Origin of the sequence: Mesorhizobium sp. M0040 (assembly GCF_040323505.1) — a bacterium.
Classification (GTDB): domain Bacteria; phylum Pseudomonadota; class Alphaproteobacteria; order Rhizobiales; family Rhizobiaceae; genus Mesorhizobium.
The window spans coordinates 207,940-226,163 of the sequence record NZ_JAMYVA010000005.1; the positions used below are offsets into that span (position 1 = coordinate 207,940).

The 18,224-nt window shown below is 60.7% G+C and carries 20 protein-coding genes; 11 read left to right on the plus strand and 9 right to left on the minus strand.

From position 1 onward, the window contains the following. The first annotated feature begins 15 nt into the window (after positions 1 to 15). From NKJ91_RS07195 to NKJ91_RS07230, 8 genes are read left to right on the plus strand one after another with little or no spacing between them, the layout of a single operon-like run. Entirely contained in the window at positions 16 to 987 is a 972-nt protein-coding gene (locus tag NKJ91_RS07195) for a LysR family transcriptional regulator (RefSeq protein WP_352454987.1), read from the plus strand. Beyond that, on the plus strand, positions 984 to 2,453 hold the full coding sequence (locus tag NKJ91_RS07200) for an NAD(P)-binding domain-containing protein (RefSeq protein ID WP_352454988.1): 1,470 nt from the start codon (positions 984 to 986) through the stop codon (positions 2,451 to 2,453). The genes NKJ91_RS07195 and NKJ91_RS07200 overlap by 4 nt, the downstream gene beginning before the upstream one ends. Next, on the plus strand, positions 2,447 to 2,932 hold the full coding sequence (locus NKJ91_RS07205) for a CMD domain-containing protein (RefSeq protein ID WP_352454989.1): 486 nt from the start codon (positions 2,447 to 2,449) through the stop codon (positions 2,930 to 2,932). Before NKJ91_RS07200 ends, NKJ91_RS07205 begins: the two co-directional genes overlap by 7 nt. Next, a complete protein-coding gene (locus NKJ91_RS07210; protein ID WP_352454990.1) occupies positions 2,929 to 3,492 on the plus strand; it encodes a peroxidase-related enzyme in 564 nt (187 codons plus the stop codon). The genes NKJ91_RS07205 and NKJ91_RS07210 overlap by 4 nt, the downstream gene beginning before the upstream one ends. A 56-nt stretch (positions 3,493 to 3,548) precedes the next feature. Beyond that, positions 3,549 to 4,289: an amino acid ABC transporter ATP-binding protein gene (locus NKJ91_RS07215; protein WP_352454991.1), complete on the plus strand. Its 741-nt coding sequence runs from the start codon at positions 3,549 to 3,551 to the stop codon at positions 4,287 to 4,289. Positions 4,290 to 4,313: 24 nt separating this feature from the next. Then, a complete protein-coding gene (locus NKJ91_RS07220) occupies positions 4,314 to 5,141 on the plus strand; it encodes a transporter substrate-binding domain-containing protein (protein ID WP_352454992.1) in 828 nt (275 codons plus the stop codon). Between the two features lie 59 nt (positions 5,142 to 5,200). Further along, entirely contained in the window at positions 5,201 to 5,917 is a 717-nt protein-coding gene (locus tag NKJ91_RS07225) for an amino acid ABC transporter permease (RefSeq protein WP_352454993.1), read from the plus strand. 18 nt (positions 5,918 to 5,935) lie between these two features. Next, positions 5,936 to 6,628 (plus strand): amino acid ABC transporter permease, encoded by a 693-nt coding sequence (locus NKJ91_RS07230; protein ID WP_352454994.1) that lies wholly within the window; start codon positions 5,936 to 5,938, stop codon positions 6,626 to 6,628. A gap of 324 nt (positions 6,629 to 6,952) precedes the next feature. Here the strand turns inward: NKJ91_RS07230 and NKJ91_RS07235 are convergent, their stop codons facing one another. From NKJ91_RS07235 to NKJ91_RS07245, 3 genes are all read right to left on the minus strand, one after another. Next, positions 6,953 to 7,129: a MerR family transcriptional regulator gene (locus NKJ91_RS07235; RefSeq protein WP_352454995.1), complete on the minus strand. Its 177-nt coding sequence runs from the start codon at positions 7,127 to 7,129 to the stop codon at positions 6,953 to 6,955. A gap of 453 nt (positions 7,130 to 7,582) precedes the next feature. Further along, on the minus strand, positions 7,583 to 8,158 hold the full coding sequence (locus NKJ91_RS07240) for a DUF308 domain-containing protein (RefSeq protein WP_352454996.1): 576 nt from the start codon (positions 8,156 to 8,158) through the stop codon (positions 7,583 to 7,585). Positions 8,159 to 8,235: 77 nt separating this feature from the next. Next, complete coding sequence (locus tag NKJ91_RS07245) at positions 8,236 to 8,832, minus strand: TetR/AcrR family transcriptional regulator (protein ID WP_352454997.1); 597 nt, start codon at positions 8,830 to 8,832, stop codon at positions 8,236 to 8,238. Between the two features lie 723 nt (positions 8,833 to 9,555). On the opposite strand from NKJ91_RS07245, the gene NKJ91_RS07250 reads away from it, so the two are divergent. After that, on the plus strand, positions 9,556 to 10,473 hold the full coding sequence (locus tag NKJ91_RS07250) for an alpha/beta fold hydrolase (RefSeq protein ID WP_352454998.1): 918 nt from the start codon (positions 9,556 to 9,558) through the stop codon (positions 10,471 to 10,473). Between the two features lie 210 nt (positions 10,474 to 10,683). Further along, entirely contained in the window at positions 10,684 to 10,902 is a 219-nt protein-coding gene (locus NKJ91_RS07255; protein WP_352450887.1) for a hypothetical protein, read from the plus strand. Here the strand turns inward: NKJ91_RS07255 and NKJ91_RS07260 are convergent. Then, entirely contained in the window at positions 10,899 to 12,047 is a 1,149-nt protein-coding gene (locus tag NKJ91_RS07260; RefSeq protein WP_352454999.1) for a hypothetical protein, read from the minus strand. The genes NKJ91_RS07255 and NKJ91_RS07260 overlap by 4 nt on opposite strands. 54 nt (positions 12,048 to 12,101) lie before the next feature. Here NKJ91_RS07260 and NKJ91_RS07265 point away from each other — a divergent pair, with 54 nt between their 5' ends. Beyond that, positions 12,102 to 13,187 (plus strand): DUF1186 domain-containing protein, encoded by a 1,086-nt coding sequence (locus tag NKJ91_RS07265; RefSeq protein WP_352455000.1) that lies wholly within the window; start codon positions 12,102 to 12,104, stop codon positions 13,185 to 13,187. Positions 13,188 to 13,232: 45 nt separating this feature from the next. Here the strand turns inward: NKJ91_RS07265 and recQ are convergent, their stop codons facing one another. The 5 genes from recQ to NKJ91_RS07290 all read right to left on the minus strand — a co-directional run bounded on the left by recQ (position 13,233) and on the right by NKJ91_RS07290 (position 18,222). Further along, on the minus strand, positions 13,233 to 15,068 hold the full coding sequence (gene recQ, locus NKJ91_RS07270; RefSeq protein ID WP_352455001.1) for a DNA helicase RecQ: 1,836 nt from the start codon (positions 15,066 to 15,068) through the stop codon (positions 13,233 to 13,235). A gap of 364 nt (positions 15,069 to 15,432) precedes the next feature. Then, positions 15,433 to 15,771, minus strand: coding sequence for a cupin domain-containing protein (locus NKJ91_RS07275; protein ID WP_352455002.1), 339 nt, complete (start codon positions 15,769 to 15,771; stop codon positions 15,433 to 15,435). Between the two features lie 24 nt (positions 15,772 to 15,795). Further along, positions 15,796 to 16,563 carry a 2-dehydro-3-deoxy-D-gluconate 5-dehydrogenase KduD gene (kduD, locus tag NKJ91_RS07280; protein ID WP_352455003.1) on the minus strand — a complete coding sequence of 256 codons (768 nt, stop codon included), beginning with the start codon at positions 16,561 to 16,563 and terminating at the stop codon, positions 15,796 to 15,798. After that, positions 16,560 to 17,417: a 5-dehydro-4-deoxy-D-glucuronate isomerase gene (gene kduI / locus NKJ91_RS07285; protein WP_352455004.1), complete on the minus strand. Its 858-nt coding sequence runs from the start codon at positions 17,415 to 17,417 to the stop codon at positions 16,560 to 16,562. The genes kduD and kduI overlap by 4 nt, the downstream gene beginning before the upstream one ends. Positions 17,418 to 17,445: 28 nt before the next feature. Continuing rightward, complete coding sequence (locus tag NKJ91_RS07290) at positions 17,446 to 18,222, minus strand: FadR/GntR family transcriptional regulator (RefSeq protein WP_352455005.1); 777 nt, start codon at positions 18,220 to 18,222, stop codon at positions 17,446 to 17,448. Positions 18,223 to 18,224 lie beyond the last annotated feature (2 nt).

Consider the following 18,224-nt stretch of genomic DNA (forward strand, 5'->3'; position numbering starts at 1 on the left):
GCATGTAGAGATAACATGGAAACCCGCGACCTTCAGACCTTCCTTGCGGTTGCTGCCAGCGGCAGCATTACCAAGGCGGCTGACATGCTCGGTCGTTCCCAGCCCGCAGTGACACGTACCATTCAGGATCTAGAGGCCGAGCTCGGCTTCGAATTGCTGCACCGTGTCGGTCGGCGGGTGCAGTTATCCGAGGAGGGTGTGGCCTTCGAGGAGGAGGCGCGGCGTTTGCTGATGTCCTTCACCGAGCTTGCCGCGCGGGCCAAGATGATTGCCGCCGGCCGGGGGCGAATCCTGCAGATTGTCACCACTTCCGCCATCGGTACTGGCTTGATCCCGACGGCCATGGCCGAGCTCAAAGGTGTCGAACTTCCGCATGAGACGCATCTGGGGCAGTTTCTCCCCTCGATCGTCGCCCAGGAGGTGCGCAGCGGACGTGCCGAGATCGGGTTTTCGAGCCTGCCGCTCGATACGCCCGGTCTGGATGTCCTGCGGCTCTATTCGGCGCCTGATGTTGCTGCCGTGCGGGAGGACGATCCGCTGGCTGAACTTGACGTCATACCGCTTTCCGCCTTTGCCGGTCGCCGCGTCGCCACATTGCTCAACCCCCTGCGTTTCCAGTTGCATGTTTCCATGGCATTGGCGGCCAGGGGCATCGATACAGGGCCAGTGATCCGGACTAATACTGCATATGGCGCGTTGCAGATCGTTCGGCGGACTGGCGTTGCGGCTGTGATTGATCCCCTCACCGCCTATGGCGTGGCCCTGCCTGGGGTCGTCATTCGCCCGATCGACGTGACCGTTCTTTTCTATTGGGGCGTTGTGGCTGCCGAGAAACGCCCCCTTCGTCCAGTCGCGCAAGCTTTGATGGATGCGGTCGAGGCGGTGGCTGAACGGTCGATCGTCGGCTTCAAGAAACTAGATCCGATCCTCGCTGGCCAATTGGTGAGCGATCCTGCATCCGGCACAAATCACGGAACAGGAATATGAAGCATACCCCCGCCGCGCCAACGCCGACAGGTCTTGCTGCGCTCGAAGCACAGCTCGCGCAAGATCTCGATTTTCTCGAACTGCCCGCCAAGCCATGGGTTCCCGCGCGTTCGCACGATGGCGTGCCGGTCCGTAATGTCGTGGTGATCGGCGCCGGCATGTGCGGACTTGCTACCACGGCAAAGCTGGTGCTGACCGGGATAACCAATGTCGTGGCCTATGATGCGGCTCCGGCCGGGCTCGAGGGACCATGGGTAACGTTTGCCCGCATGCAAACACTCCGGTCACCGAAGACTCTCAACGGCCCGTCGCTTGGCCTGCCGCAATTGACGTTCCGCGCCTGGTTCACGGCGCAATGGGGCGTTGAGGCCTGGCGGTCGCTGGACAAAATCCCCAAGGGCCGGTGGATGGACTACCTGGTCTGGTACCGCAAGGTTCTCGGTCTGCCGGTGCGCAACAGTGTGCGCATGACCGGACTGACACCCGTTGGAGATCTGATTGCGATCGATATCGAGGGCGCGGAAACCGGCCAGGTCCTCACCCGTCGTCTCGTTCTGGCCACCGGTCGGTCCGGTTTGGGCGGTTTTGCCGTGCCCGATTTCCTCAGCGGCATCGATCGCGCCTATTGGGCCCATTCTGCCGACGACATCGATTTCGATGCGCTGAAAGGCAAGCGCGTGGCGGTGATCGGTGCCGGTGCCTCTTCCATGGATAATGCCGCAACCGCACTCGAGGCGGGAGCCGGCTCTGTCGACATGTTGATCCGGCGCAAGGAAATGCCGCGCATCAACAAGCTGACCGGTATTGGCAGCCCGGGTGTTGTACTCGGTATGCATCACTTGCCCGACCCCTGGAAGTGGAAATTCTTCGATTATACCGCCTCGACCCAGACACCGCCCCCGCGTTCATCGACACTTCGCGTGTCTCGCCACCCCAATGCTCGGTTCCTTCTCGACTGCGGCATAGTTGCAGTGAAGGAGGAGGCAGGGACCCTGCTGGTGGAAACCACGCAGGGGCCAATGCGCTACGACTTCCTGATCGCGGCAACCGGCTTTTCAAATGACTTCAGCGGCCGCCCGGAATTTGCGGCGATCGCCCCACATATCCGCACGTGGTCGGATGGCCGATATAGGCCGGATATGGGGCCGGCTCGTGCAGGCATGTCGGACGCGCCGGATCTCGGTCCCGCCTTCGAGTTTCGCGAACGCGTCCCCGGCTCCTGCCCGATGCTGGCGCATATCCACTGCTTCAACGACGCCGCCATGCTGACCCATGGCAAGGTCTCCGGCGATATCCCGGCCGTCAGCGCCGGGGCCGACCGTCTCGTCCGCGGCATTGCCGCATCGCTGTTTGCCGAGGATGTCGAAACCCACTTCGCCAATCTGATCGCCTACGACACGCCCGAACTTCTGGGCGACGAATGGGTCGATTCAACACCCTTGCTGCAGAAGGAGGCCGCGTGGTGATCGACGCAATTGACAAAGCCGCCGGTCTTTCGCCGGACGATGCGCTTTTCAGAGCGCGTCGGTTTCGGCCGGAATTCGTGCAAGGGGCCGAGGAATGTCGCATCTCCGTACTGCACCCGGCCCACGACCAAGGATTGGCGCCGATTTTGCGCGTTGCTCTTGCTCGTCGCATGGCCGCCCTGAATGGCGATGCTGCCTTGGTAGAGCAATTTGACACGCAATTGGCTCAGCTTGATGCGACAGAGCAGCTTCTGGCCGTGGCCCAGGGCGAAACGGCTCTGAAAGAGCCATTGGCGACTATCGCCCGGCACGCCGACCTGGTCACGTTGACGCCGAAAAAGGCGCAGGCGAGCGACATCGCCCTGCTCGCCCAGGCCGGATTGAGCAATCCTCAGATCGTCGCGCTCTCCGAACTGATTGCCTTCGTCAACTTCCAGACGCGGGTAGCGACCGGCTTGCGATTGATGAGGTCGGCATGATTTCCTCGGTGCGCCTGAAGCCGCTGAACTGGCAGCCATACATCGCGCCGGTCGAGCTGTCCGAGGCCACGCCGGAACAGCTCGATGCGATGAAGGTTACACCCTCCGCCAAGAAAGTTTCGGAATATGTACGGACCCTTGTCCATGATCCGGAAAGCTATCTTGCCCGCACCATCTTGTTCAACGCGATCATGTACGTCGAGGGTGGGCTCGCCCGTCCCGATCGCGAACTTGGCGCATTGGGGGCCTCGATCGTCAATGGCTGCAAATTCTGTGCCGTTGTCCACGCCCGCAGGCATGCAGAGCTGACCAAGAGCGACCAAGTGGTCACCGCACTTTATCTCGACAAACCTGAAGCGCTCAGCGAACGCGATGCGGCAATCTACAGCTTTGCCCGCCGCCTGTCGGCGGCACCGCCGGAAGCGACGGCAGACGATATCGCCCGGCTTCGATCAGTCGGCATGGATGACCGCGAGATCATCGACCTGATCCACGCCATATCGATCTTCGGCTGGGCAAACCGGCTCATGCACGTTCTCGGCCATGCGGAGAGCGGGTGATGATTTCGCATGCGATCAAGGCACTCCGTCCCACACTCTGAAGGGCACCAATCAGAATGCTTGAACTCAAAGATATAAAGCTGTCCTACGGAAGCACGCAGGTCCTGAACGGTGTCAATCTCTCGGTAAAGCGAGGTGACGTTGTGTCAATCATCGGCCCAAGCGGCACCGGCAAGACCACCCTGCTGAAATGCATCAACTACCTGGTTAAGCCTGCATCTGGAACCATCGCGTTCGACCAGATTCGGATGGACTATCAGCGCGCCGACAAGGCAGCCATCCAGGCGATCCGGCTCCGGACAGCGATGGTCTTTCAGCAATTCAACGTCTTCAAGAACATGACCGTCCTCCAGAACGTCATGGATCCGCTGGTCGTCGTGCAACGCAAGTCCACGGACGAGGCGCGTGAAATCGCGCTGCGAGAGCTCGAAAGGGTCGGCCTCTCAGCGAAGCGGGACAGCTATCCGTCCCAGCTCTCAGGTGGCCAGCTCCAGCGTACAGGCATCGCACGTGCGCTGGCGGTTCGGCCGGACGTGATGCTCTTCGACGAACCGACATCATCGCTGGACCCCGAACTGGTCGGTGAAGTCCTGAAGGTGATCAAGGACGTTACGTCGTCCGGCATCACCTCGCTGCTTGTGACCCACGAGATGCAATTCGCAAAGAACATCTCGAACCGGATCGTCTTCATGGATCGTGGCGTGGTTGCCGCCGACGGCAGTCCGGCTGAGATCTTCGATGCGCCTTCCAGCCCACGACTTGCTCAATTCCTGCAGTCTGAACTCGCTTTTCAATAATCCAACAAGAAGGGAACCCAAGAAATGTCTGTAATCAAATCCAGTTTTTCGCGTCGTTATGGCCTGGCCGTCGCCGGCGGCATCGCAATTGCCCTTGCGACAGCAGGGATCAGTTATGGTCAGACCGTTCGGACAATCAAGATCGCGACCTCTGCCGAATCCAAGCCATTGGCTTGGGGCGCGCTCGGCGTCGAGCCGCAAGGGTATGAACCCGATCTGCTGAGGGCGATCAACGCAAAGCTGCCGCAATACAAGTTCGAAATGGAAGGTGTCTCCGACATCGCGCAGGAAACCGGTCTGGCCACAGGCAAATACGACATCGCGGTCGGTGGTTACTACAAGTCACCCGAGCGCGCCAAGCAGTTCTTCATTCCGGAAAACCCCATGGGCGCCAGCCTGATGAAGATCTACAGCAAAAAAGGCAGCGGCATCAAAGAAATGAAAGATCTGGTCGGCAAGAGGATCGTTCCGACCACGGCTGGCGGCGGAACCTATAAGTTCATCATGAACTGGCAAAAAGAAAATCCGCAATACAAGCTTGACGTCACGGCGTCGAGCGCCGGAATCCCGTATCCAAACCGTTTGGATGAGGTTCAGAACGGCAAGTTCGACGCGCTGGTCCTGCCTTCAAATCTTGGTGAGCAGACCGTCATCGATGAAAAGAAGCTCGACGTCGTGGCGTCCGAACCAGTCTTCAGCAACAACACCTATATGCTTATTCACAGGTCAGATGAAAACAAGGTTCTGGTCGATGACGTGAACAAAGTTCTCAAGGAGTTGAAAGACGACGGCACGATCGAAAAGCTCTCGCAGAAGTGGTTTGGCGAAGGCATCGTCAAGTATATGAAATGATGCGATCTGAGTAGATATCGTCAGCGGCGAGGCTGAATTGCAAGAAGGAGTGTTTCAAAGTGGATGTTTCTGCTATGATTCCCGAGTTGCTCTCGGCATTGCCGTTGACGCTCGCTATCACGTTTACCGCCATGTTGGTCGGCTTTTGCTTGGCGCTCGTTGCGACAACATTGCGGATTCGCAGGATACCAGTGGTCAGCCACCTCACCGACCTCTACGTATCCTATGCCCGCAGCGTTCCCGTCGTCCTCCAGTTGTTCGTCGCGTTCTACGGGCTCCCCCTATTGGTGGCGCTGTTCGGCTCCGCAGATTTCTTCTCGCCGACGATCGCTGCGATGGTCGGACTGAGCTTTTACCATGGCGGCTATCTGTCGGAAGTCCTGCGGCCCGCATACCTGGCCGTCGATCGCGGCCAGCATGATGCAGCCGACAGTCTCGGATATACCTTTCGCCAGAAGATCACCCGCATCGTGGGCCCGCAAGCGGTGCACTTCGCATTGCCGGGCTATGGAAACTCCATCATCTACCTGATCCATAACGTTGCGCTGGTCATGTACATTGGGGCGGCCGACGTGATGGCGACCGCGCACTTGATCATGGAGCGCGACTATAACCAGTACCAGTTCGAAACATACCTCGTCCTGGCTGTCGTCTATGCGCTGATGTGCCTGATTGCCTGGTTCATCGTGCACTTGTTCGAGCTTCGCTCGCCGATGCAGGCGCCTGAGGCCACGACAACAGCTCAGATCAAGAACGCGGCCATCGCCAGCGTCTGACCTAAAGGGTATTCAACCATGTTCGAGACCGATATTTTGCTCCAGGACACCCAGGAAATTCTGGGCGCCGTACCTGTAACGCTTGGAATGGCGCTCACGATTTTCGTCTTGTCGACGATAGTCGGCAGTATTTTCGCACTCGTCGAATATAGACGAGTTCCGGTGCTGCGAGAGCTCATCATGGCTTACAAGATCGTCTTCAAGGGCGTTCCGATGGTCATCGTGATTTTCCTCGCCTATTTCGGTCTGCCGCCGGCATTCCAGTTCCTGCTCTCGTTGCTAGGGGTCAACTTCAACGCCCATGAAACACCCAACTCGGTCATACTTATTATTGCGGTCACAGGCTGTATCGCTGCGTTCCAATCCGAGATTATCAAGGGAGCCTTGAACGCCTTCGACACCGGTCAATCAGACGCCGCCCATTCGCTTGGCTATACGAACGGCCAATTGTTCCGACGGATTCTGTTTCCCCAGGTGGCTCTCACGGCAATTCCCGACCTCACAACCTCGATGATGGTCATCATGAAGGCGCTTTCTCTCGGATTCGCCATCGAGGTTGTCGATATCTTCGCCCAGTCCCAGTTGACCGCCGCGCTGAACTACTACTACCTCGAAGCCTTCGTGATTGCCGTCGTGATCTACATGGTGATTGCCTATATCGTCACCCAGATTGCCGACAGGCTGGAGCAGGCGCTGAGGGTACGGACGTGAGGGCAAGTATGTGGAACAGGATCGCCAAGCTTCGGATATCGAGCCGCACCTGGGAGACAATTCTTTTGGGGATGAAAAGCTTGAGGCGAACCTCAAATAGCCGATGTATGTACCGGTGATTTGACGCGATTCCATAGACAGCGGTCCCCCGCTATCACCATTCCGCCCGACGACGCTACGATGTGCATGCTCGCACAGACGTTCGCCGCTGCCTTCGAAACCGCTCGTGTCGCCCTCTGTGGCTTCGTAGGCTAGTCCAACGTCGGCAGCCGGACGGTGCCGGAGGCGCAACAAGCGACAGCACCGCTGGGGCGGTTGTTCGCCTCACTGGGCCATGCCTTGTCCTGCCAACTCGTCGATGATCAGGCAATCCGGCCGCTCGTCGCCGTGGCAGTGCTCGACCAGGTGATGAATCAGGCCGCGCAATTCGATCAGTTCGGCGATCTTCCTGTCGATCCCAATGAGCTTGGCTTTCGCAATGACCCATGCGTAGGCAAACATTGCCTCTCATCATCGTGTTAGCACATCACGTTTGCGACTCCGTCCAAGAGGACGAGGCGGCGTGTCTCGCCATCGAGACGTTTGACCCCCGCGCACATCACAGCAGCGCGATCGACGCAAGTGCTGATCACTCACACGCTCAATCATTCCTCGAACTCGTCGAGCGTTGCCGGCCGCCCGTACGTCGTGTCGCGCGGGGCAACGTTAGACAGCAGCACCGAATGGCGGCGATCGCTTGCTGTGAGAAACCGGGCTCCCAGGAGCCATGTATCGTGCTATGCATCGCTGATTGTATCGCTGGAAGGGCCAGCCGCCTGGAAACTGGCGGGAATCCGGTGTTTTGCCCGAATGCGGGTTAGAGTCCCTCCCTCTCCGCCACTTCGGAATGGTCCATTCCGGACCCATAGGTAACAGCATCTCTCATCGCGCCGGTAATGGCTTAAGATCGCGGGCCTATGCAGCCTTCCGCCGCAATTGGCTCACGCTCAGCCACACCGCCGAAACCAGGAAGTAGAGGGCGCCTACTGCGGCATAGCCGGCCACGTTGGTGATCGATGGCGGCATCGGCATCCGCGCCTGCGCGATGAAAAACGTGCCTGCCAGTGCTGATTGCCCTCCGCTCAGGACCATCGCCCACTGCGCACCAGAGCTCTTCCAACGGCGGACGGCGGTGCCGAGTTGAAGCAGGCCGGACAGGATGGCCCATAGGCCGAACACGCCCAGCACCCAATTCATGCTCATCTTCAGCGCAAAAACGACCGCGAGCGTTGTCGCCACACTGACCACGACGTTGATGGTCTGGGTGCGATTCTGTCCCAATCCTCCGCTGCGCGATGCGTCGACAAAATTGGCGAGAGCATCCCATGCAGGATAAGCCACGAGCAAAACCGCCGCGACCACCCCGGAATGCTGTCCCATCGTAAAGGCAGCCGCCACCCAGACAGCCGAGAACGCCGTCCGAGCGAAGTAATAAAGCTTGAGCCATTGTTCCTGGCTGGCGCGGGAAAGATCGCCACTGTGAACCGTCATTGGATCGTCCTTTCGACTAGTAGGTAGGGACTCTCGACGAACGTCGCAGAGTGATTGCTATTATGGTTAGTTGAGATCTAGGCCCGCATCCGGGGGGAAGCGCGGAGCCGCTCCAGGAGCGGGCCCGTCACGACGGCGAATGCCTTCGGATCGCCATAGGCCCGTGCTGAAAGCATCGCGCCGTGAACGGTCGCCATGAACGCTTCAGCCTCGGCACGAGGGGTACTCATCAGTCGAAATTGGCCGTGCCGCGCACCGCGGTCCAGCACCGATGTCAGCCACGCTGACAGCGAGCGGAAATGCGCCCGGACCTCAAGGCCAACTTCCTCGGGCAGCACGGGGAGCTCGCTTGCCAACAGCGCGCAGATACAAAACGGGGCGCTGGCGTTCGCGATGCAGGCTTCCCAATACCCGGCATAGATCCGCAACTGTTCGAGCGGATCGGATTCGTGAAGTTCGACATTCGCCATCCCCGCTTCAGTTTCTTCGCGATACCGCGCAACCAGCGTCCGAACCAGATCGACCTTGCTTGGGAAATGGTGATGGATGCTCGCCTTACGGATCCCGACCACTTCAGCAATGTCGGCATAACTGAAACCGTTGTAGCCGCCAGCGACGATCAGTGAACGTGCACAAGCTAGGATGTCATCAGAGGTGGTAGACAAGTTGCTCACGCTTTTACCTACCTTCTGGTAGGATGGCAGTCAAGCCTCCTTGCAACGCGAGTAGCGTGAAATTGCGTGGCTATGGCGTAGACGTCATTCGATCTTAATTGATCTCGGCCCGCCATCCATTCAGACAGCTCCGGTGTTTGTCGATCGAGGTAGCCATCCCACTTCGAGGACGAGGCAACACCCTCCGGCCGACCGGACCACCGCCAATCGCCGTGCGGCACTAGGCGTTTGCACCGACTGCGCTATCTCACCATCGTTAGCTTGTTCTATCGCTGGTTGAAGACTGGGAGGTTTCCATGGATCGGCGACTATTTTTGACAGGAATGTTTGGCATTGCCGGGGCCGCGGCCCTTGCAAGCACAGTTCGGCCAATCAACGCAGTGGCCGGCGTTCCAACTGCCAGAAGCGGCATTCTCGATGAACTCGAGGCGCCGGATGTCGAGACCTTCGACGACGACGAAACTCAAGCAGAGTTGCAACCAGTCTATCATCGCCGGTGGCACATGCCGCGCCGGCGCCGCCGGCGCGCCTGGAGAAGGGTCTGTCGCGTTTACTGGCGAAACGGCTATCGGCGCAGGCGGTGCTTCCGCAGGCGCGTCTGGGTCTGGTTTCGATTCTAGCAACTGGCCGGCTTGAACCCTGGCCATCGCGGCCGGGGTTTTCGCCCCAGGCGGCCGTTAGCGCCCTTAGAGAGCTTTCCTAAGGGCGCGGAGGAAGCTGACGGTGTTTGCAGGGTTCAGAGCCACCAGCCTACGACTGGACGATACGACGATTTTCGCAAGGGTCGGAGGCACCGGTCCGCCGCTGCTGCTTCTTCACGGTTTTCCAGAAACGCATCTGATGTGGAGGGATATCGCCGCAGCCTTGGCGCTCCGCTTCACGGTGGTCGCCGCCGACCTTCGAGGCTATGGGCAAAGCGGATGTCCGATTTCCTCTGCCGATCATAGCCCATACGCCAAACGCGCCATGGCCGGCGACATGGTTCAGGCCATGAAGCAGCTGGGGTTTGAGCGGTTCATGGTTGCCGGGCATGATCGCGGCGGGCGGGTTACCTATCGCCTGGCGCTCGACCATCCCGACAAAGTGCTCAAAATCGCCGTCCTCGACATCATCCCCACCGCCGCAACGTGGGATCGGGCGGATGCCAGACTGGCGCTCGGCTTCTGGCCCTGGAGCCTTCTTGCGCAGCCGGAGCCCCTGCCGGAGCGTCTGATCGGCGCGGCTCCCGATGCTGTCGTCGACGATGCAATTACGCACTGGGGATCGTCGGCGAAAATGGTCTCCAAAGAGGTCAGGAACGCCTATGTTGATGCGCTTCGCGATCCCGCGCATATTCATGCCATCTGCGAAGAGTATCGCGCCGCTGCGACGATCGATCGTGAACATGACGCGCTGGACCGCGCAAACGGTCGTCGCATCGAGTGTCCGCTACTGGCGCTATGGAGTGGCGAAGTCGCCCTGGAGAACTGGTATGCGCAAGAAGGCGGGCCGCTGGCCATCTGGAGGAAATGGGCCGACAGAGTGGCAGGATGCGCTGTCCAAGGCGGGCACTTTTTCCCGGAAGAGCACCCCGACAAGACGGCAGCGGCTCTCTCGGAATTCTTCGAAGACAAACAGGTCGGTCAGCACAGAGTATTGTAGAGGTCACATGCTTCAGTTACGCGGAACCTCGCGAGTGCTTCGCGGCCCTAGATCGAGAACCCTCCGAAAATCCGCCCGTCCGGCATCAATGTGCTTGATAAGGGAATGAAGGCGATCTCCACGTCCACGCCTCTGATATGCAGCCTCATGTTTGTCGGAAGTTGCGCATCGCCTTTGCCGGCATCCTTTGATGCTGCGAAATACGACAAGATGAGTTGCGTCGAGCTCAACGTGGCGATCGGCGCTGTCGCCGACGAAATGTCGGCGACAGCCATCGCTCGTGGCAAAGTCGTCCACACCAACATTCCGGGCTGGCTGCTGGGAGGGCAGCGTGTCGCCTCGACCGTGGCTGCCCGCCAGAGTGCGAAGATCGAGCGCTTGCGGCAGCAGGAGGCTGCGATTGCCGCGGCGAGACGAAGCCGGTGCTAATCGTCTCTTAGCCGTTCGATAAAACGCCTCTTATGGATATGCCGATCGCGGATCGCCTGCAGCCTGCGAGCAAAATCGTGGGTCGTGCCACATTCCTCGGCGATTGCCTTGAGGTCGAGCAGAAGGCTGGCGGCCTCATCGTAGCCGGGAGGGTTGCGGCGTTCGATCTCGCTCTCCACCTCACGCCAGACGCTTTCGCCGCGTCGCGAGAGCGCATCGAGCCGAATACGGCGAGCGCGCGCCTCTTCCGCCGCCTGCCGTTTTCTTTCAGCCTCTCGTTGCTCCTCCTGCGCGCGCTCGCGGGCCTGACGGATCGCCTCGGCACGGGCTCGCAGTTCGCCGGCCGAGCGCGGAACAGTGGCCATGGGGCTTCCAACAGAGACTTTCAACATCGAGCGATTCCGGACGAACGCCCGAAGCTCGTTTTCAACATGCCGATCGCCGTCGACGAGACGAACGAGCAGCGTCGTCTTTTCATGATCGGACAAGGCGCCGACTGAACGCCGGACCATATCCGGCGACAATTCCGTTGTCGTGCCGGCGGGACGCTCGGCCGCCTCAGCGACGAGGTCGGCGTCGAGCTGAAAGAAGCGCGCGAAAGCGTCGAGCGCGGGCGTCATCGGGCCGATCCCCGGCAAAGGCTCCGCCTCGTCCGGCTTGACGGAACCGATCTCGGCCGCCTTCAGCCACAGCAGGTAGAAAAGCCTCAGATCGCCGCCGAGCACGTCGGCGCGCAGCGGCGCCAGTGCTTCGAGCCAGTGCGAGTCGTCGTCCCAATTATCCCAATCGTCCGCAGGTTCCAGTTCTTCGCACAGGATGTCGACGATCAGGTTCTCGCCGGACGTGCTGATCTCGAGGCAATCGACCGCATGCAGGAATCCCTCGAGACGCTGCCGGTCGATTAATCGCGCTGGAAACCGGATCATCAGCCGGTGGGTGCCCCAATTCGCCAAATAGAGATGAAGATCGAACCAACGCCGCATCAACGCGACCGGATCGCCTTTAAAGTCGCCCCACTCGTAGAAATTCGTGAAGCTCGTGGCCGTAATCCGCGCCCGCGTCGACACATCGCGCAAGTCCCGGCGATCCGCTTCGCTGAGTGGGCGGTCGACCGCCCGAAACTCGTAGTATTGATATTCGCTCATGGTTGCTTGGCTGCTGGCCGATCCTCGTCCCACAGGTCAGTTCAGGATAGAGCTGTGTCGAGATCGAACTCGCCCCGTCTGGCACTTTCTGCACAGGAATTTGCCGTCTGTGCGGATGAACTGTTGAAAGGCAGCCGGCCTGTCGTAGATTTGGCAAGCGCGAACGGCAGCGAGGATGCCATGAAGAAGGAAGAACTGGACTCCGTCCTTGGACGGGGCAAGCCCGGCTTCGATCTCGGTCCGATAGAAGATCAACTACATGCCGTGGCAAACGAGCAGCAATTGCCGGATGTCGCAATCATTCACTGCATAGCGAGGATTGAAGAATCGGCTCCCGCGCTGCGTGCCGTCGTCACAAGAGCGGCCGAAGGAGAGGCTCTGTCGCGGGATGATCAGATGCTGCTCTTGCGAGGCATCTACATTCTGGGCGGCGCTCGCGACACTAGAACGTTCGGGCCCTTGTTGCGCCTGCTGCGCCGGCCGGGACGCGACCTCGATGACCTGCTCGGCGACGTGGTGACCGAGAGCATGGCGCGTATCGTCGCCGGCGTATTTGATGGCGACGCCGACGCTTTGTTCAGCTTGATCAGCGACCGCTCCGTCGATGAATTCGTCCGCGATGCAGTTTTGGGCGCAGCGACCTTCCTGACCTGGGAAGGCCGCATCGAGCGTGAACGAATGCGAGATTTTCTCGAGCGATTCCACACCGAGAGGCTGGCCGATGACGACGATTTCGCCTGGATCGCCTGGCTGGGGGCGATCGCCCTGCTTGGCTTGCGCGATCTGGCGTCACTTGTTCACAGCGCATGGAACGACGGCCGCATCCCCGAAGGGGTAATCGATCGCCGCGATTTCGAAGACGATCTCCTGGCCGCCGAGCAAAGCCCAAACGACATCGATCGATTCGAGCGCGCCGCTCTCGGCTATATCGACGACGTGCTTGAAGCGTTGGAATGGACCAGCCACCTTGAGTATTTTGGCGAGGAAGATTGGCAATCGCCCTTGCCGGAACAAACTTGGCTCGACGAGTTGTCGAGATTGACAGCGCCGGTCACAAATCCTTGGCGCCATGTCGGACGCAATGATCCGTGTCCCTGTGGAAGCGGCAAGAAAGCAAAGAAATGCTGCCTGGCAAACTAACCTGTTGCAGTGTCGCGCAATTGCGAGTTTGATTTTTGGCTACCCTCACGCCGATCCAGCGGATTGATGCGCAGCGATCGCGCCGAGGAATATCTCGCCGAAATCCTTGAGCTTGGCGGCGCCGACGCCGTTGACCGCGGCGAAGGCGTCCAGATCACGCGGGCAGCGTTCGGCCATATCGATCAGTGTACGATCCGAAAAGATCACGAAGGCCGGCACCTGGCGTTCTCGGGCAAGACGCAGCCGTACAGCCTTGAGCGCGGCCAGCAGCACCGAATCCAGACCTTCCGTGCCCGCTGCGGTATCCTCAGGACGTATCTTGCCTCGCGATGACTGGCGCGCGTCCACGCGATACCGGAACGAAGCCTCGCCCCGAGCCAGCGCACGGCCCTTCTCGGCAATGGCGAGGCCGCCATGGCCGGCTGAGTCCAATGTCAGGAACCCTCCCGCGACGAGTTGGCGGAGCAGCGACAGCAAGAAACTCTTTTTATGCGCCACACCGGTGCCGAAGCTGGCAAGCCTGTGGTGGTTCCTGTCCAGGACCTTCTCGGTCTCATGGCCGAGCAGGATATCGACGACATGGGCGACGCCGAAGCGCTCGCCGGTCTGTGCGATCGCCGCCAGGATGATCCGCGCCTCCGCCTCGCCATCCGCATGCGGCGCCTGGTCGAGGCAGTTGTCGCAATTGCCGCAAGGCGAAGCACTTTCGCCGAAATAGCCAAGCAGGATCTGACGGCGGCACTGCGTCGTCTCGCAATAACCGATCAGCGTTTCGAGCCGGCCATGCGCGCGCCTTTTGTGCTCAGCCGGCGCATTCTCGTCTTCGATGAAAAGCCGGCGCATGCGTATATCGCCGAGACCGAAGAGCAAATGTGCCTCGGCCGCCCGCCCGTCGCGGCCCGCCCGCCCGATTTCCTGGTAATAGGCCTCCAAGCTGCCCGGCAGGTCGGTATGGAAGACATAGGCGACGTCCGGCTTGTCGATCCCCATGCCGAAGGCGATGGTCGCCACCATCACCACGCCGGACAAGGTCATGAAAGCATTTTGATTCGCTTCACGCGTGTCCTTGCTCATGCCGGCATGATAGGCGAGCGCGCGTACGCCGTTCCGCTCGAGGAACGCCGACATCTCTTCGGTCTTTTTGCGTGACAGGCAATAGACGATCCCGCTGCGGCCTGCATGGCGCTGCACGAAGTTTAGCAATTGGCGCTTGCTGTCCTGCTTGGGCTCAATGCCTAGCTTGATATTCGGCCGGTCGAAGCCGAGCACCACCGTATCGACGCGCCCGTCGAACAGCTGCGCGGCAATGTCGGTGCGCGTCGTCTCGTCCGCCGTCGCCGTCAACGCAATGATCGGCACATCGGGGAAGATGCCGCGCAGCCGTGACAATTCTTCGTATTCGCGCCGGAACGCCGGTCCCCATTGCGAGATGCAATGTGCCTCGTCGATGGCGATCAGCCGGACATCGAGCTTGGTCAACGCCTCGAGCATTCGCACGGTCATTAGCCGCTCCGGTGCAAGATAGAGCAGGCGCGTCTGGCCTGCCGCGACACGGCGCCATGCAGCGACATTGGCATCGCGGTCGAGCGAGGAATTGATCGTATCGGCCGCCACACCGGCAAGGCGCAATGCGGCGACCTGATCCTGCATCAGTGCCACCAGCGGCGAAACGACAATGGTGAGCCCGCCCAGCACCAGCGCCGGGACCTGGTAGCAGAGCGATTTGCCGGCGCCGGTCGGCATGACAGCCAGCACATGATGCCCGGTCAGCAGCGCCTCCATCACGGCCGCCTGGCCGAGACGAAAATCATCGAAGCCGAATACATCCCTGAGGACGCGCCGCTTGGAATCCTCTGTCGGGATGCTCGCTGCTACCTGCATTAGGGAACTTTCGGGGATACGACCTGCCGAAATTCCCCGGCAAATCGCCAGGTGATTGCCTGGACAGCAGATTCGAACATTTATCGACCCCTCTGGTCCTGTCCGCGGCACCGCCTGGAGCGAACTTCTCTCTCATTGGCTGATATGAGGCCGTCGTTCCAGCCCCTATTCGCCTGGGCTGTGAATATCGCGACGTCTCGGTCGGGGCGGTTAATCCTATCTTCACCATCATTCGGCAGGTTCAGGTTCTGCGGTGATGTTTTGAGTACCGCGGCGCCACAAGCGCCCAGGCAACACGCCCGCGTCTCTCCGGAGGCGCGGGTTTTTTTCTGAGAACCGGCTGCCTGATCTTCGGGCGCGCAGCTCAGTCGAGGAAATCGGCGCGGTGCGGCGTGAAGCTGTCGACCAGCCGTCCCGCCTGCAGCGCCTTGACGCCATGGACAAGGTTGGAAGGAACGATGAAGCTGCTGCCGGTTTCCAGGATCTCGGTCCTGCCGTCGATGGTGACTTCGAAGCGACCTTCGGCGACGTAGCTCGCCTGGACATGCGGGTGCGAGTGCAATGCACCGACGCCGTCCTTGTCGAAGGCAAACTCGACCATCATCAGCTCATCCGTGTGCAGGAGCACGCGCCGGCGGTTGCCATCCGGCGTCGGCGTCCATGCGCCCTCACCGGCATGCGAGAAGATTTTGGTTCCGGTCATCGCCAAACTCTCATCTTTTGTTGCTCATCGCGCCAGCCAGCCGCCATCCACCGGCACCACCGCGCCATGCATATAGTTGGACGCTGGCGCCAGCAGGAAGACGGCTGCGTCGCCGATGTCCTCCGGCGCGCCCCAGCGTCCGACCGGGATGCGCGCCAGGATCGAGGCGCTGCGGTCGGGATCGGCGCGCAGCGCCTCGGTGTTGTTGGTCTCGATATAGCCCGGCGCAATGCCGTTGACATTGATGCCCTTTGCCGCCCATTCACATGCAAGCAGGCGGGTGATGCCGAGCACGCCGTGTTTGGAGGCGGTGTAGGAGGCGACGCGAATGCCGCCCTGAAAGCTCAGCACCGAAGCGATGTTGACGATCTTGCCACGCCGTCCAGATTCGGCAAGCACGCGCCTGGCAAAACTCTGGCTGAGGAAGAACACCGTCTTCAGATTGACGCCCAAGACGTCGTCCCAGTCGGCTTCGGTCAGGTCGACCGCATCGGCACGCCGGATGATGCCCGCATTGTTGACCAGGCCATCGAGCGGTCCGGTGCCGTCCCAGACGCGGTCAAGCATCGCCTGGGCAGCTGCATCATCACCAAGATCGCAGCGGACCGCCTCGAAGCGGCCGCCGGCCGCTTCAATCCTCTCCGCCGTCTCGTCCATCGCCGACCGGCCGACGCCGACCACCGCGCCGCCGGCGCGCGCGATCGACACGGCGATGCCCTGGCCGATGCCGGTATTGGCGCCGGTGACGAGGATGCGCTTGCCGGCAAGGCTGAAGGCCGAGAGGTCGCTCACTTGAGCTCCTCCATCGCCACCAGGTCGACATCGGTATAGTCGACATTGTCACCGGCCATCGCCCAGATGAAGGCGTAGTTCGAGGTGCCGGCGCCCGAATGGATCGACCATCCCGGCGACAGCACCGCCTCCTCGTTTCGCATGACGAGATGGCGCGTTTCGTCCGGTTCGCCCATGAAATGAAACACCCGCGCCGCCTCCGGCAGGTCGAAATAGAGATAGGCCTCCATGCGCCGGTCATGCACATGGCATGGCATGGTGTTCCAGACGGAACCGGGGGCAAGCTGCGTCATGCCGACGACAAGCTGACAGGTCTTTACCCCATCGGCATGGATGAACTGGAAGATCGAGCGCTCGTTGGAGGTCGCCTGGCTGCCGAGATCGAGCCGCTTGGCATCGCCGATGCGGATCAGCCGGTTGGGATGGCCCTGATGCGCCGGCGCGCTGAGCAGGTAGAATTTAGCCGGCGCTGCCGGATTGGTCGCAGCAAACGATACCTCATCCGTGCCCATGCCGAGATAGAGCATGTCGCGCGCCTGCAACTCGTAGGATTGACCGCCGGCTTTCACGACGCCGGCACCGGCGATGTTGACGATGATCATCTCACGGCGGTCGAGAAAATTCTTGGTCCCGGTCGGCTTGATCGCCTGCAGCGGCAGCGGTGTACCGGCGGGCATGGCGCCGCCGACGATCATGCGGTCGTAATGGGTGTAGGTCAGGCTGATGCTGCCGAGCCGGAACAGGCCTTCGATGAGGAAATTGTGACGCAGTTCGTCTGTGCCCATAGCCGCAGCAGAAACAGGATCGATGGCGAAGCGGGAGGTGAAATCCGTATGATTGTCGGTGTGATTCATTGCTGTCCCATGGGGCTGCCTCAATTGCTTATTCGGTTGCTGCGGCCTTGACCGAGTCGGCATAAAAAACCTGGCGCGCGTGCAGGCGCTCGCGATAGCGCTGCTGGCTGGCACCGAGATGCGCGCGCATCGCCTCCCGGGCCGCTTCGGCATCGCCTGCCGAGATGGCGTTGAGGATCATCAGGTGTTCGCGCTGCAGGCCGCGCTGATAGGCGTCCGATTGGGCGATCTCGGTCGACCAGGGCGAGGTCACGTCGCAAGGAATGGCGCGGCGGCCGAGCACGTCGAGCATCTCGACATAGAACGGATTGTTGGTGGCGCTGGCGATTGCACGGTGGAAGGCAAGGTCGGCCGGTCCAGTCGGCTCGCTGTTGAGGAGCAGCCGTTCGAACTCGAAGAAGGCTTCCTGGATTGCCGCTTCCTGCGCGGCGTTGCGCCGGATGGCGGCGAGCCCGGCGGATTCGATCTCGATCGCCAACCGGACTTCGAGCACGTTGAGGGCAATCGAATCCTTGCTGCCCATCTCCGCTGCCAGAGCACCGAACGCTGTCGAGATATGTTCGGTGACGAAAACGCCGGCGCCTTGGCGCGGCTCGACCAGGCCGTCCGCGGCAAGCTTGGCAAGCGCCTCGCGTATCACGGTGCGGCTGACCCCGAAGGTTTCCGTCAGCTGGCCCTCGGTCGGCAGCTTTTGCCCAGGCCGGATCTCGCCCGCCTGCAGCTGCTTGCGGATCGCCGCGACGACGGTTTCCGAAAGCTTCGGTCTTCGTTCGACGCGGAGCCCGACGGCAGTGTCCGAGGCCATGT

Excerpts from the sequence above, each read along its gene's own strand:
- NKJ91_RS07195 (WP_352454987.1), top strand. The coding sequence starts at position 16 with ATGGAAACCCGCGACCTTCAGACCTTCCTTGCGGTTGCTGCCAGCGGC.
- NKJ91_RS07200 (WP_352454988.1), top strand. The coding sequence starts at position 984 with ATGAAGCATACCCCCGCCGCGCCAACGCCGACAGGTCTTGCTGCGCTC.
- NKJ91_RS07210 (WP_352454990.1), top strand. The coding sequence starts at position 2,929 with ATGATTTCCTCGGTGCGCCTGAAGCCGCTGAACTGGCAGCCATACATC.
- NKJ91_RS07215 (WP_352454991.1), top strand. The coding sequence starts at position 3,549 with ATGCTTGAACTCAAAGATATAAAGCTGTCCTACGGAAGCACGCAGGTC.
- NKJ91_RS07220 (WP_352454992.1), top strand. The coding sequence starts at position 4,314 with ATGTCTGTAATCAAATCCAGTTTTTCGCGTCGTTATGGCCTGGCCGTC.
- NKJ91_RS07230 (WP_352454994.1), top strand. The coding sequence starts at position 5,936 with ATGTTCGAGACCGATATTTTGCTCCAGGACACCCAGGAAATTCTGGGC.
- NKJ91_RS07235 (WP_352454995.1), bottom strand. The coding sequence starts at position 7,129 with ATGTTTGCCTACGCATGGGTCATTGCGAAAGCCAAGCTCATTGGGATC.
- NKJ91_RS07240 (WP_352454996.1), bottom strand. The coding sequence starts at position 8,158 with ATGACGGTTCACAGTGGCGATCTTTCCCGCGCCAGCCAGGAACAATGG.
- NKJ91_RS07255 (WP_352450887.1), top strand. The coding sequence starts at position 10,684 with ATGAGTTGCGTCGAGCTCAACGTGGCGATCGGCGCTGTCGCCGACGAA.
- NKJ91_RS07260 (WP_352454999.1), bottom strand. The coding sequence starts at position 12,047 with ATGAGCGAATATCAATACTACGAGTTTCGGGCGGTCGACCGCCCACTC.
- recQ (WP_352455001.1), bottom strand. The coding sequence starts at position 15,068 with ATGCAGGTAGCAGCGAGCATCCCGACAGAGGATTCCAAGCGGCGCGTC.
- NKJ91_RS07275 (WP_352455002.1), bottom strand. The coding sequence starts at position 15,771 with ATGACCGGAACCAAAATCTTCTCGCATGCCGGTGAGGGCGCATGGACG.
- kduI (WP_352455004.1), bottom strand. The coding sequence starts at position 17,417 with ATGAATCACACCGACAATCATACGGATTTCACCTCCCGCTTCGCCATC.
- NKJ91_RS07290 (WP_352455005.1), bottom strand. The coding sequence starts at position 18,222 with ATGGCCTCGGACACTGCCGTCGGGCTCCGCGTCGAACGAAGACCGAAG.